Genomic DNA, 13,148 nt, shown 5'->3' with positions numbered 1-13,148 from the left:
ATGAATTTTATCAGCGATAAGATTGTTAGTTTACAATTAGGAGGTCTAGATGTCATATAATTATGATCCGGTAAATTTGGTTAGACAAATGCAATCTTTTAATCAGGCAAATTTAAGTAAACGACTTCAGGCCATTGACCCAGTAAATATAAGCAAGCGACTTCAGGCTATTGATCGAGTGAATAATATAAGTAAGCGATTGAGAGCCATTGATCCAGTAAATATGAGTAAACAGCTTCAGGTTATTGACCGAGCGAGTATGAGTAATCAACTGCGGGCCATTAGGCCACTAAATATGAGCAAACAGCTGGGCATTGGATCAATGAATATAGGAGAGCAACTGCGGGCCATTGATCCAGTGAATATGAGTAAACTGCGAGGTATCGGTCTAGTAAATATAAGTGAGCAACTGAGAACCTTTGACCCAGTTAAAATAAGTAGGCAATTGCGAGTTTTTTCACCTGGAGTTATTAGTTCTCAGATGAGAGCTCTGAAATCAGAAGCTATTCAAAATAAAGTCAACATAGTCCCCCAATTCTCCTCTAGTAGATTTGATGAGATTGACTTTGATTCTTTGCAGGAATCCATCTATCAAGACGAAAAAGCTTCAGATGCTATAGAAGAATTTAAAGAGGATTTACCATATAACGCTATCTCAAATAAAATGTTTCTCTTTATTTTAGTTTTACCTTATGTACTCTTTTATTATGGTGAGGTGTAACTGCTAGACTAAACTAGACAGATTTTGATTGATAAATTTGAACACTTTTTGATCCCCAATCACCTCCCATCCGTTAAAATAAATAGGTATGAATGTTAACGGATGAAGTGGAGGATCAGGAAGGTGAACAAATTAGAAACCATTGTGGAAGTGCATCAATTAAAAAAGCAAGGATTTAGAGTGGCAGCCATTGCCCGGAAATGTAACCTATCTAGAACGACAGTTTATGAATACCTAGATAAAGACTTTGAAGAAGCATTGGAGTGGGTGGAGATTTTGAAAACCAGATCAAGAAAACTGGATCCTTACCAGAAACAAATTCTTTCATGGTTGAAAGAACACCCGGATTTATCAGCCTCTCAAATTTCATACTGGCTGGAAGAACGATGTTCTTTTTCAGACGTAGGGGAAAGCACCGTCCGAACGTATGTGAGGGAATTGAGAGATAAGTATCACATACCAAAAACGTTGACGTATCGAACGTACGAAGAAATAGAGGAATTACCCCCCGGTCACCAATTGCAGGTGGACTTTGGAGAAGCGAAAGTTGAAAAGGCTGAAGGGAAAGGGGGAAAAGTTTATGTCATTGCCTTTGTCCTCTCTCATTCGCGATATAAGTATGCGGAATGGCAGGAACATCCTTTTACTACACGTGATGTGTTGCGTTCTCATGAGAACGCCTTTGAGTTTTATGGAGGAAGAACAGAAGAGATCGTTTATGACCAGGATAAGTTAATGACCGTAAGCGAAAATGGTGGAGATATTATCTTTACAGAAGAGTTCCAAGCGTACAAACAGCAAAGAGGATTTTCCGTTTATCTATGTAAAGCTGCTGATCCAGAATCAAAGGGTAAAGTTGAAAATGTGGTCAAGTTCCTTAAAAGGAATTTTGCGAAGCACCGCCTCTTCCATAATATTAGCTCCTGGAATGAACAATGCATGAGGTGGCTTGAAAAGAAAGGAAACTATCAAGTTCACAATACAACAAAAAAGAGACCTGTCGAAGTGTTTGCCCTGGAAAAGCCACACTTACGAAAAGTCTCTACCCTACTCTCTTTCGAGAGTAACCGTGGTTCAAGTATAACAAGAACGGTCCATAAGAACAATATCGTAAAGTATCTCTCTAATCGTTATTCCGTCCCTTTGGGAACTTATCAGCCTCATGGGGATAACAAGGTCTACATACGAATCGACCAGAACGAGTTGATCATTGAAAAGACACGGGGAGATACTCCGATAGCTATTCACGCCCTTTCCAAAGGGAAAGGGCAACTGATTAAGAATAAGCATCACACCAGAGATCGAACAAGAGGAATTAACGCCTATAAAGACACTGTCAAAGAGCCATTTCAAGAGGAAAGTAAGATTAATCTCTTTCTTGAAGAAATATCGAAACGCTATCCCAGGTATGTCAGGGATCAGCTGCAAATTATACAAAAAACCATCAAATGTTTTCCTGCGTTCATCCATCCAGCCCTGGAGCAATGTATTGACCAGGAGCTATGGAGTGCCAATGACTTTTATGACGTAGCCGAGCACTTGCATAGAGTTCAGATCATGGATACGAATAGCGTACCATCACAAATACCGGATATGTCTCCACCCCCTGCCCATTTTAAAGAGAAAGCAAGGTTAAGAGATTTGGATAGTTATCTGGATATCTTAGGGGGTGCCTGAGATGGAGTATTCGGTTAAAAACTTGCAGGATCAGCTTAATCACTTAAGACTGTCCGAAATGTCCAAAGAGCTTCCGACCTTTCTCCGGAAGGCCGAAGCTCATTCTTGGACTGTTTATGGCACACTAGAAATGTAGGAGATGGCATGCCTTTCATGTAGGCCCCCGCGGGGGCCTACATGAAAAAAAGCCACTTGCGAACATTCCTTAAATTAAATACACTCCTGTTGGACCCAATTAAGGCAGGAGGTAGTTTTAAGGAGATGTTACAAGTGACCGATATTAAGTATATCAGACAAGAAGTAAACACAAAAGGGCATTCCTATGCGGAAGTGGCTAGAAGAACAAACACTGATTATCGAACCGTTCAAAGATATGCGGACCAAGAAGAATTTCAACCTAAAGGGCAAAAGAAAAAGACTCAGCCCTCACCGGTGATGGATCCTGTAAAGAATATCGTAGATCAATGGTTAAAAGAAGATTTGAATAAGAAAAGAAAGTATCGTAGAACTGCCAAACGTATTTGGCAGTTACTAGAGAAGGAATACCATTTTAAAGGTTCTGATCGAACAGTTCGATCCTATGTCTCTCATCGAAAAAGGGAGCTTCTAGAAGAAAGTGATGAGGCAGCTATTCCATTAGAAGCTAAACCAGGAGAAGCACAAATTGACTTTGGGGAGGGACCTTTTAAGAAGAAGGGAGAGATCGTTGATCTTCCATATCTTGTTCTTTCGTATCCGTATAGTAACGCTTTTTATGTTCAGGTCTTTGAATCACAGAACCAAGATTGTTTCCTTGAGGGAATGAAGCGATTCTTTCATCACATCGGCAGTGTGCCAAGAACCATTCGATTTGATAATCTATCACCAGCAGTGAAAAAGGTGTTATCACATGGGCAACGAGATTTGACGGAAGGATTTGAACAATTCGCCCTTCATTATGGTTTCGGTTATGAATTTTGTAATCCAGGTTCCGGAAACGAAAAAGGTCACGTGGAGGCGATGGTGAAATATGCGAGGAATAATTTCTTTCTACCAGAGCGGACCATCTATGACGTCGAGGATCTGAACCATGTGCTATGGCAGGAGATAGAAGCAGACCGTCATCGTCCTCATTATGAAAAGAAAAAAGAGATTGCTAGATTACATGAGGAAGATAAAAACGCGTCACTAGTTCTTCCAGCCAAGGAGTATCAATGCATTCGGTACGAGACCTTGACAGCGGACAAATTTGGTTATGTAAAGGTAGATACGAAAAAGTATTCTACATCTCCAAGGTTCGCTAAACAGAAAACGCTTGTAGGGATTACCTATAATCGAATTGATATTTTAACCGATGATCACGAAGTTATTGTCCGACATGATCGTTTATATTATGAGGATGCCAAATCTATGAATTGGCAACCCTACCTTACTCTGATGGCTAGGCGGCCTACAGCTCTAAAATATACAACATTCTATGATCAACTTCCGGTAATTTGGCAACGTTATTTACAAGATTGTACCAAGGTAGAAAAGAAAAAAGCGCTGGACCTCCTTTCCAAGATCCTGAAGGATCATGATTTTAAGAAGGCAGAAGAAGCTCTTCAAGTCGCATCGGAGTTTGGTCATCCTTCGTCAGAAACGATCCACCAAGTCTATCATCAAATCGTTCATGGGCGAGGGTATCGCGAAACGCTAAACATGAAACATTCGGTTCCAGAAATGCCTCTGGCATCTAGAGGCATGAATCAGTATGATGTCTTCTTTTCACAAGAGAGGGGGCACTTAGAATGAACGATTTAATTCAAGAGTATGCGAAGAGACTGAAGCTAAGTTGGGTCCGCGAGCACTATCATGAAGTGGAAGCCGCAACTCAAGAGGAATTTTTGCTTAAGCTCTTCGAGAAAGAAATTGAACAGCGAGAGGAGCGAAAAGTTAACCTTCTATTAAAGGCGGCAACCCTGCCAGAGTTATTTGGCAAACCTTTTGACTGGACAGAGATTGAGTTAGGTCAAGAGTTGAACCAGGAGTCACTTTTAGAGGGAACGTTTATCGAGGCTAAGGAGAATATGATTTTCTATGGAGGGGTTGGAGCCGGAAAGACCTACTTATCAACGATAATTGGGTTGAACGCGATTCGGAATCAGGGAAAGCGTGTAAAGTTCTACACTGTGGCTTCCCTCGTGAATCACCTCTTAGATGCCCATGAAAAAGGAACCACGAATAAACTGTTTAAGCAGATTGAGAAACTAGATTTGCTTATCCTCGATGAACTGGGCTACATTCCTTTGCATAAGCAAGGGGCTGAACTCCTTTTTCAGGTGATTACCTTGTGCTATGAAAAGCGTAGTCTTATCATCACAACCAATCTACAGTTTGGTCAGTGGAATCATGTCTTTGGTGATCCGATCTTAACGGAAGCTGTTGTCGACCGCTTGATCCACCATTCACACCTTGTGCTATTCAAAGGTGACAGTCATAGATTAAGGGAATCCATGTTTAACAAAGAGTAAAAATGGAACGTTGGTAAGTGGCTACAAAAAGGGTTGCCGTTTTATACATATTTCTCTTGCCAAATACATTCTTGGACTTATCAAGAGTTCCTGAGGGAACTCCTCACATATGAGGAGAAAAGAAGACAAGAGAAAATGATTGATAAACACTTGAAGTGGGCGAAATTCCCGTATCAAAAGACTCTTGAGGAGTTTGATATCGAGGAGATCTCGTCGTTAAGTGAAAGACAGATCAAACAGCTAAAAGAGCTTACTTGGTTGGAAGAATCATATAATTTAATCTTTCTGGGACCGCCAGGTGTAGGTAAAACACACATCGCCATCGGACTTGGATTAGAAGCCATTTATAACGGTCTTCGCGTCTCTTTTGTGTCGATCGGAGAGCTGGTACCTTTATTGAAAAGTGAAGAATATCTTCGCAAATCACAAGTGCAGTTAAAGCGAATAAGAAACGCTGATTTGGTCATCATTGATGACTTGATGTATATGGCGATGGATCAAAACGAAGCGAATCTATTTTTCCATTTAGTAAATCATCTGTATGAGCAAAGTTCAATTATCCTGACCTCAAATAAAGGACCGGAGGAATGGGGAGAGCTCCTTGGTGATCAAGGAATTACGACAGCCATCTTGGATCGTCTTCTTCACCGTTCTGAAGTTCTTCATTTCGATGGGCCAAGTCACCGAATTAAATATCGAAAGTCATTATTTCAGTCAGAAACTGTTCAGAATTAATGATCAAAAAGTGTTCAAAATCACTTGACGGTTACATGAGGCTATTGACTGGGATCTAACTACATTTAGAGGGGACATCTTGTTTCTGATTTTGAGTGGCCTATTTAAAGGCATTGAAGGAGAATATAAAAAGAATAAAAATTAAATTCGTTTTTAATAATTCAATAAAGTTCTAGAGAAGCCTATTCAGAAAGGTTAAGGTGATTAAGATTCTTGATCAAGTTTATTATATTTCGGATGAACACGAAGATAACCTTAAGGCATTAATAGAAATACAATTTAAAGGTGACATCGGGGATAACAGGGAGTATTTAAGTGGTATGTATATAATCGCTTGCCCGGAGCTATTTGGAAAGCTATATGAAATAATGAAGAAAGATATTTCTGAAGGAGGTCACTTCCTATCCTGGTTTCACCAATGGGATAAAACAGAAGAGACAAGGAATGAGATTCCTTTTTCAAGTTCTTATAAGGAGTTAATTTATTTCGCTGCAGCACTTTTTAGTGGTAGTTCATCTGAAAATATGAATTTTGGTAGGTTAATCAGTAATGCAGACGAGAAACAAACCCCGATCATAATAGACGCTCTCAGAATTAGAAAAGGATTAATACAAGAGTTAAGTGAAGTGCAAAAAAAGGTTAAGGCTTACCTAGAGAGAAGGCACGATTATATCAAGCAATCAAGAGACACGAGTGGCGAATCAGCTCTTTTAAAACACTTGCGAGAGAATCATAACAGATAAGAAGTATTTTCTTTTACTTCAGAACCTTCATAGTAGACTTTAGTTTCCTCTTAGAACCGTTAAGGGGCTTATATAATGCTTTTTGGCAGATCCTCTTAAAAAGGTCTGTCCTTTTTTCTTGTAACGGGAATTTTTAAAAGAGGTAAAAATCAAGTTTCATTTTGTTTGTCTGAAATTAGGGATTAAAAATGATTACACCTGAACCAGTTTATTCATTCCCTTATTTATGCTGTTGTTGCTTCATTAATAACAATTTTTCCAGATTCTAAGAGGTCTTTATAATATGGGTCTTCTATTATCTGATTAATTAACTCTAGTTTCCCAACTGCCTTATATGTTTGTATCATATCAATATTTTCCTCTTTATTATAGATCTTGTTCACAATGTGTATAAATATGGATGTAGAGTCTTTAATAATATCGTTTAAAAGTCCTCTTTCTAACTTAATATAGTTCAATTCCTCTTTATTTAAGCTATTTTTGGATTGAAATTCTAAATCTGAATCTAAAATTTTCTTTAAATAATAGTAAAAAGTGCTTTGGTCTTTACATCGCTTTATGGCAGCAATAGATTGAGCACCAAACTCCGACTTATCGAATACATAAAAAGATTTATAAAAAATATATAGGTCTTCAACATCTTTGAGTAGTGGTTTGTTTATATATTCTCTAATGCTTTTACTAGAAATAAGAAAATCTTTTAGTTCATTCGGTAATTCCAAGTCGCTAATAATAGTATCAAAATCATCCATCTTTTTTTCCTCCAGAATTTCCAAAGCACAATAATAAAATAAATCTTTACGCTATTCTATCACACTTATATTAGTTTGTAGACTATAGTCCGTAGACTCAGCCCCTCAATTCTTTGAGTATGAACTTAAAGAAATTGTGGAGGAAACATAATGGAAATTGAAAAAGCTTTTGGTCATTCTCTGAAGATAATAAGACGAGAACAATCCTTATCACAAGAAAAATTAGCACAACTTAGCGATTTAGATAGGACTTATATTAGTTTGTTAGAAAGAGGTAAAAGAAATCCAACTATCGTTACTATATTTAATTTAGCCAACGCATTAAATATCAATCCGACTGACCTTATAAAGGATACAGAACGATTATTATATCCTAATAAGTAATTAAATGGAGCACCGGCGGTATCGTATGAATATCACTTCAATAAAAAAGCTCATAACGATTTTTTTATTTTTATAATTTAGGTTTTTTATGTGCTTCGATATACCTTTGCAACTCTTTTTTGTAGTTTGTGTTAACAGACTTTTTCATAGCAGCTATTAACTCGTTTGTACTGTTGGACTGACTAGCTAAGTATGACGGTTTTGAAAAGTAATCTGATTCAATTAAGGCATATTTACAATGATCTTCCCAATGATTATTTATTCTTAGATACTCCCTAGCTACCCCCTCGTATTTAAATCCAACCTTCTCTAATATACGCATTGATGCCAAATTATTAGGTTTAACTGCTGCTTCTATACGATGTAATTTGGCTTTTTTGAATGCAAATTGTACTATTAGTTGTACTCCTTCGGAGGTGTACCCGTTACCGTTGTATTGTTGGTCGGTATAGTACTCAATATAGCAACTTTGAAGTGGACCTCTTACAACATTTCCAAGAGTCGTTCTCCCTATAAGCTGATCTGTTTTATTTAGAAAAATCCCGAATCCAAAGCGAACTTCACTTTTCCAATCCTGTTCCAGTTCTTTTATGACCGATTCTTGCCCTTCAGTGGTGTAATGAGATTCAGGTGGCTTTGTTTCAAATTGTTCAAAAAAACTGCGGTTGTTAATTCGGAGATCAAGTAGTGAATCAATGTCCCCTGTTTCCATTGGTCGTATATAAATCGAGTCACCTCTATAAATAGTAATTGATCTGACCCCCTTCAATAAGAGATGTCTTAGACGACAAAATATTCTTATTAATCGTTATCTTTTCCAGACCAACTAAATATCTGTCAATTGAATAACATTTGTATAATTTCAACTTCAGCTTCCTGAATAATATCCTTTCCGATCTTCAACAATCTGGCCCTTAAATGTAAAAAGGAAGGCGTTATTCGATAAACGCGCCCCTATTACGGAACATTGATTATGTGGCAAAAGAATACCTATTAGCTTATTAAAGTATAAATTGAAACAAAGAATATAAATACCGATGGAATTATACACATTAATGCACTAGCCCTCTGGTTCTTTTGGCGCCCCTTAATTGAACATCCAAATTCCTAATACTTGGAAAAACACCATCACTACTGCAATGGCAGGGCCTACAATTAGAACTCCTATCAGCAGAGACTTTACAATATCAAAAATTAGAGGTGACTTTTCATCATTGTTCCCTTCGTTAATATCCTGTAAAGATTGATTTATGTTTTTTAATTCCTCTAATATTTGCTTTTCTGTATCTCTTTCTATAAATAACACCCCCATTAAACAATTTCTATCTTAGACAATCCTGCCCTTTAACTTAACAACAATTATTTCAAATTTCCATATTTGTCACAAGAAATTATTCCATTATCTGGCCCTTAAATGTAAAAAGGACACGTTATTTGATAAACGCGCCCTATTCTTTAATAACACAACTACTATGTACTGAGATTTAAATAATAAATTGGTTATGATATGAACAGTAGCACGAGTCCACCTATGATAAAACAGTAAAAGGAAAAATACTTCAGCTTACCCTGAGCCATTATATTCATAAACCATTTTAGTGCTCCGTACGATGCGATTATAGAAGCGATAAAAGCAATAGTGTATAAAGCCCAGACTTGTGACAAATTCCTTTCTATGAATGTGTCAATAGAAAGAATCATAGTTCCTAAGCTTACAGGGATGTATAAAAGGAAAGAAAAACGAAGGGCTGTTTCTTGTTTCATTCCTAATAACATAGCTGCGACAATCGTAGCCCCTGAACGGCTAATCCCCGGTATCAAAGCCACCCCTTGAGCTAACCCCACTAACAGAGCATCCTTCCAGGTGAGACTCCCTTCATTTTTATTTCCTCTAAGATCTCGGATGATCCATAAAGCAAGACCTGTAATAAGCAACGTAACTCCAACAATCCACACTTCATTAAGTTCTGCTTCTATAAAATCCCCAAATAAAATTCCAAGTACACCTGCTGGAATTGTTCCGATAATTAAGTAAATAATAAAGTAAAAGTCATCCTTCAGTTTGGAATCTCGCGATAAAATATATCCTATTCCATTCTGTATTAATCTCATAATATCGTTGCGATAAATTATTAGCACAGCGATCAATGATCCAAAGTTTACAAGGATTAGGAAGTCTAATCCTTTATTTTCCATATCAATCAATTCTTGAAGAATAACAAGATGGCCACTGGATGAAATGGGAATAGGTTCCGTAAAACCTTGAAATAAACCTAAAAATATATACTTTAATAATAACCATAAATCCTGCATTGCAATTTCCCCTTAGTTCATATTACTAGCTCTATTCTTCTTGTTTTTGTAGTCCCGTATTTTTATTTTCTATCTTTAAAAGTAACATAGGCCACAAAGGAAAATAATAAGAATATAACAATACCAACACCAAGTAATACGTTAATAATTAATTCAATAAAAATCACCCTAACTAATCCTACTTAATTTTTGATATCTGCAGAGCAAGTTTTCCAACTACAAACCATATATGTCCCCCGAGCGTATTAGCTTTTTAACTTCACCTAGGTTGGTTAAGTACAGTTCCTGGTAACCTCAATATATTTTAACATAAATATCCAAATTACTTATTAAGCGTTACTCCACATTTGGCCCGATAAATTAATAAAAGCGCAATCCTTTGTTCAAGAATTGCGCCCCTTTAGCGGAAGAAAATGGCATATATTATAACAGCTAATATTAATACAAGAATAAGTATTCCAGTACCTTTCCATCCTAAACCACCGACTAAATCAGAAAGAACGCTCCCGTGTGTACTACTGGAAGGATTGTTTAATTCTTTTTGTCTTAGCCTCTCTCTTCTTTCTTCAGGTGTTTCGTTATCTCTGCCCATTTTATCACCCCTAAAAGTTTTATGTTTTATTCCGCAAAATGGCCCTACAAACGAAATTTAGACGCTGATCTTTATTAAAGAAAAGCGCCCTTTATTGAGGAAAGATCAATTCAACTTTTCTACGTCTTCTGAATCTAATCCCTCTCCTTTTGGTAATGGAGGAAAAGCTTTAGGTTCATATCCTGGTGGAAGAGGTTCAGCTTCTATTGATGGTTGAAATAATTGATAAAAGTCTTTTGATGTAATTACCTTTGCACCCTTATCAGAGTGTAGGTAAACTGATGACTTGTCTTTGGAAAGATAAACCTGTATAGCATCGAGTTCATTGAACTTCAATACACCTAACTTAATGCGTTGTTCGGGATTAGTTTTGACATCATATGCAGAGTTTATAGTGTTAATTATCTCCACAACTTCTTCTTGTTTAGTAATTTCTTTTTGGTTTTTCGTCTGAGGTGCTATAACCTGGATTTCTGTGTCATAATCTTTTACCCAAACTTGTGAATGATTTTGCTCTTTACCTTGTTTACCAGAGTAATTAGTTTCTACCGGAAAGGCAAAAGACGATTGATTGACCATAAAAAGAAAGATTGCAAATAGCACTGCTGCTGCTTTTTTCATTTCCAAACCCCTTCCTTTAATAACTAAGTAGCCCTTCTACATTTTATTAAAGAACTCCTTTATAATGTGAGACGAGATCAAGATTAAAAAGTTTTAACTTTCAATTAAAACTAACCCTATTTCTTAATACCAATTATTTCAAATTTCCCTCATTTGCACAATACGTTATTCCAGAATATGGCCCTATTGCTGAAGATAAATTAACAAACTGTCTAACTTTATGTGAGTTAATCACCCTTCTACCATTTATCTTATTATTATACCCTCCTCCCGATTACTATTTAAGTTAAGCACTTTTCATTTTTTAAGGAACGCCTTCTCAGTCTAATTTTTAACACCTGCTGTTTGATGAAAACTTTAATTTAAATTACAACTGTTATGCAAGTTGCTTCGTCTAAAAAGTTAACATTAGGGATTTAACACTAAAAAGGCTGAAAAAGGGGAGAAAGCGATTGCTTGATAAATCAGAAAAGGCAATTATTTATGAACAAGAATCAACTGACAATTTGGATAAAGATAGAGTTATCAGCTCGTTAATGGACGAGTATGGGGACAGTGTAATTCGACTTGCTTATACATATGTTAAAGATAAGCAAATGGCCGAGGATGTCGCCCAAGAGGTTTTTATTAAATGTTATAAAAAGATAGAGACTTTTCGACACGATTCATCCTACAAAACCTGGATGTATAGAATAACGATTAATAAATGCAAAGATGTACTAAAAAGTTGGTCCCTGAAAAATATATTATTGCTAGATACGTTCATTTATAAAGAAAAAAACAGAAGTTCATCGCCCGAAACGAATTTGTTAAAGAACGAGGAAAACCATTTTATATCGATAAAGGTTTTAGAATTACCCGTCAAACTACGCGAAGTGGTCATCTTGCATTATTATGAAGACTTAAATATTAGAGAAATTTCACATCTAATAAAAACCAATCAAAATACTGTTAAATCAAGACTCTACCAGGCAAGACAGAAGCTTAAGAAAGTTCTTGGAGGGGATAAGCTTGAATAAACTAAATAATTTAAAGACAAAAATGGATCACTCCATTTTTAAAGGTATGCATTTTGAGGATGAAAATAAAAAGTATGTGTTTAATCATATTAAGAAGAAAAAGACATCAAATATCTTTCAAATCACTAAGACTTATAATATTGTTCTTAGTTTAAGTGTTTTATTTCTAACTTTGTTTGGGCTAGGCTATTTTATAACTTCTCAAAACGGGGTTTTTAATGGAGGGCAGCAAGAAAACCAAAACACTGAAGAACCTGAGACTATGTATATTCCACCAGATAAGGAAGAGAATTACGATGATATGACTAAAGAAGATATCCTCACCAAGATGCTTAATTCTGTAGGTCACTTCCAAACTGCTAAGGGAAAATTTAAATATCATATTGCAGACACCACATATGATGTAGAGTATCAACTAAGCTTGTCTAATCCGTTTGCAGGATACAGCAAGGTTACTAGATATGGATCTGAAAGGGAAAAGAAAGTTGAGTATAACTACTACAATGACAAATTCATTTGGGAAGTCTCTAGTGAAAACAAAACATTTGAAAAGGTTCGACACCTTATTGATATAAGTGGAGAAAAACTTGGTATGGACCAAGCATTTAGTAAAGATGAGCAGGGGAACAATGTAACGTCGTATCGAGGTCGCCCACCTATAGGATCAGCAAAGAGTTCCCTTTTTCCTTATGAAATTGCCTCTAACTATACTAGGAATTTGAGTAATTGGGAAATTGAGAAACAAAATGAAATATTGCTTGAGCACAACACAGTTGTCCTCAGTGGCACGTTGAACGAATATGCGTCAGTTAAGCATAAGTCTTCAACATTTCGGTTTTGGGTAGATAAAGATACAGGAATACTAGTGAAATATGAAACTTACAATGCCGATAATGAGGTTGTGAATTATTTGTATACCGAAAAACTCGAAATAAATGTTCCCATTGATAACAGTGTTTTTGAACCGAAGTTGGATGGTTATAAACCAACCACAGACAAAGTGGAATAAGAAATTAACAATAAAAGCCCAACCTCTATAGGGGTTGGGCTTTTATGCTCCTAGTATACATAGATAAAAGATATGGTCTAATTCGAACCG

At 36.4% G+C, this 13,148-nt stretch carries 15 protein-coding genes and 1 pseudogene; 10 read left to right on the top strand and 6 right to left on the bottom strand.

The genetic code is table 11. The features are described from left to right. Positions 1-49 precede the first annotated feature (49 nt). The 7 genes and pseudogenes from MUO15_RS13410 (at position 50) to MUO15_RS13385 (ending at position 6,368) form a co-directional block, all read left to right on the top strand. Positions 50-721: a hypothetical protein gene (locus MUO15_RS13410; RefSeq protein WP_245029864.1), complete on the top strand. Its 672-nt coding sequence runs from the start codon at positions 50-52 to the stop codon at positions 719-721. Positions 722-823: 102 nt separating this feature from the next. Further along, entirely contained in the window at positions 824-2,398 is a 1,575-nt protein-coding gene (gene istA / locus MUO15_RS13405; protein WP_245029862.1) for an IS21 family transposase, read from the top strand. 1 nt (position 2,399) lies between these two features. Beyond that, entirely contained in the window at positions 2,400-2,534 is a 135-nt protein-coding gene (locus tag MUO15_RS21690) for a hypothetical protein (RefSeq protein ID WP_256464130.1), read from the top strand. Between the two features lie 125 nt (positions 2,535-2,659). After that, complete coding sequence (gene istA / locus MUO15_RS13400; protein WP_245029860.1) at positions 2,660-4,171, top strand: IS21 family transposase; 1,512 nt, start codon at positions 2,660-2,662, stop codon at positions 4,169-4,171. Continuing rightward, positions 4,168-4,890: an IS21-like element helper ATPase IstB gene (istB, locus tag MUO15_RS13395; protein ID WP_245029858.1), complete on the top strand. Its 723-nt coding sequence runs from the start codon at positions 4,168-4,170 to the stop codon at positions 4,888-4,890. The genes istA (MUO15_RS13400) and istB (MUO15_RS13395) overlap by 4 nt, the downstream gene beginning before the upstream one ends. Positions 4,891-4,959: 69 nt before the next feature. Next, positions 4,960-5,625: pseudogene (istB, locus tag MUO15_RS13390) on the top strand (IS21-like element helper ATPase IstB); the annotation flags it as partial. Between the two features lie 200 nt (positions 5,626-5,825). Next, positions 5,826-6,368, top strand: a complete 543-nt coding sequence (locus tag MUO15_RS13385; RefSeq protein ID WP_245029856.1) for a DUF2538 family protein — start codon at positions 5,826-5,828, stop codon at positions 6,366-6,368. A 224-nt stretch (positions 6,369-6,592) separates the two neighbouring features. On the opposite strand, the gene MUO15_RS13380 is transcribed toward MUO15_RS13385, so the two are convergent. Next, positions 6,593-7,120 carry a hypothetical protein gene (locus tag MUO15_RS13380; RefSeq protein ID WP_245029854.1) on the bottom strand — a complete coding sequence of 176 codons (528 nt, stop codon included), beginning with the start codon at positions 7,118-7,120 and terminating at the stop codon, positions 6,593-6,595. 150 nt (positions 7,121-7,270) lie between these two features. On the opposite strand from MUO15_RS13380, the gene MUO15_RS13375 reads away from it, so the two are divergent. Next, complete coding sequence (locus MUO15_RS13375) at positions 7,271-7,504, top strand: helix-turn-helix domain-containing protein (protein WP_245029852.1); 234 nt, start codon at positions 7,271-7,273, stop codon at positions 7,502-7,504. A 70-nt stretch (positions 7,505-7,574) separates the two neighbouring features. On the opposite strand, the gene MUO15_RS13370 is transcribed toward MUO15_RS13375, so the two are convergent. From MUO15_RS13370 to MUO15_RS13350, 5 genes are all read right to left on the bottom strand, one after another. Then, a complete protein-coding gene (locus MUO15_RS13370) occupies positions 7,575-8,273 on the bottom strand; it encodes a GNAT family N-acetyltransferase (protein WP_245029850.1) in 699 nt (232 codons plus the stop codon). A gap of 318 nt (positions 8,274-8,591) precedes the next feature. Beyond that, positions 8,592-8,810 carry a hypothetical protein gene (locus MUO15_RS13365; RefSeq protein ID WP_245029848.1) on the bottom strand — a complete coding sequence of 73 codons (219 nt, stop codon included), beginning with the start codon at positions 8,808-8,810 and terminating at the stop codon, positions 8,592-8,594. 194 nt (positions 8,811-9,004) lie between these two features. After that, complete coding sequence (locus MUO15_RS13360; protein WP_245029847.1) at positions 9,005-9,817, bottom strand: undecaprenyl-diphosphate phosphatase; 813 nt, start codon at positions 9,815-9,817, stop codon at positions 9,005-9,007. Between the two features lie 400 nt (positions 9,818-10,217). Further along, positions 10,218-10,409: a DUF6366 family protein gene (locus MUO15_RS13355; RefSeq protein WP_245029845.1), complete on the bottom strand. Its 192-nt coding sequence runs from the start codon at positions 10,407-10,409 to the stop codon at positions 10,218-10,220. A 105-nt stretch (positions 10,410-10,514) separates the two neighbouring features. Beyond that, positions 10,515-11,030, bottom strand: a complete 516-nt coding sequence (locus tag MUO15_RS13350; RefSeq protein ID WP_245029843.1) for a hypothetical protein — start codon at positions 11,028-11,030, stop codon at positions 10,515-10,517. A gap of 452 nt (positions 11,031-11,482) precedes the next feature. Between MUO15_RS13350 and MUO15_RS13345 the strand changes: the two genes are divergently transcribed. Continuing rightward, positions 11,483-12,049, top strand: coding sequence for a sigma-70 family RNA polymerase sigma factor (locus MUO15_RS13345; protein ID WP_245029841.1), 567 nt, complete (start codon positions 11,483-11,485; stop codon positions 12,047-12,049). After that, positions 12,042-13,058, top strand: a complete 1,017-nt coding sequence (locus tag MUO15_RS13340) for a hypothetical protein (RefSeq protein ID WP_245029839.1) — start codon at positions 12,042-12,044, stop codon at positions 13,056-13,058. The genes MUO15_RS13345 and MUO15_RS13340 overlap by 8 nt, the downstream gene beginning before the upstream one ends. Positions 13,059-13,148: the final 90 nt, after the last annotated feature.

Origin of the sequence: Halobacillus amylolyticus, assembly GCF_022921115.1 — a bacterium.
GTDB classification, from domain to species: Bacteria; Bacillota; Bacilli; order Bacillales; family Halobacillaceae; genus Halobacillus_A; species Halobacillus_A amylolyticus.
This window is presented reverse-complemented; position numbering and strand designations above follow the sequence as displayed.

Excerpts from the sequence above, each read along its gene's own strand:
- istA (WP_245029860.1), top strand. The coding sequence starts at position 2,660 with ATGTTACAAGTGACCGATATTAAGTATATCAGACAAGAAGTAAACACA.
- MUO15_RS13375 (WP_245029852.1), top strand. The coding sequence starts at position 7,271 with ATGGAAATTGAAAAAGCTTTTGGTCATTCTCTGAAGATAATAAGACGA.
- MUO15_RS13410 (WP_245029864.1), top strand. The coding sequence starts at position 50 with ATGTCATATAATTATGATCCGGTAAATTTGGTTAGACAAATGCAATCT.
- istB (WP_245029858.1), top strand. The coding sequence starts at position 4,168 with ATGAACGATTTAATTCAAGAGTATGCGAAGAGACTGAAGCTAAGTTGG.
- MUO15_RS21690 (WP_256464130.1), top strand. The coding sequence starts at position 2,400 with ATGGAGTATTCGGTTAAAAACTTGCAGGATCAGCTTAATCACTTAAGA.
- MUO15_RS13350 (WP_245029843.1), bottom strand. The coding sequence starts at position 11,030 with ATGAAAAAAGCAGCAGCAGTGCTATTTGCAATCTTTCTTTTTATGGTC.
- MUO15_RS13360 (WP_245029847.1), bottom strand. The coding sequence starts at position 9,817 with ATGCAGGATTTATGGTTATTATTAAAGTATATATTTTTAGGTTTATTT.
- MUO15_RS13380 (WP_245029854.1), bottom strand. The coding sequence starts at position 7,120 with ATGGATGATTTTGATACTATTATTAGCGACTTGGAATTACCGAATGAA.
- istA (WP_245029862.1), top strand. The coding sequence starts at position 824 with ATGAAGTGGAGGATCAGGAAGGTGAACAAATTAGAAACCATTGTGGAA.
- MUO15_RS13355 (WP_245029845.1), bottom strand. The coding sequence starts at position 10,409 with ATGGGCAGAGATAACGAAACACCTGAAGAAAGAAGAGAGAGGCTAAGA.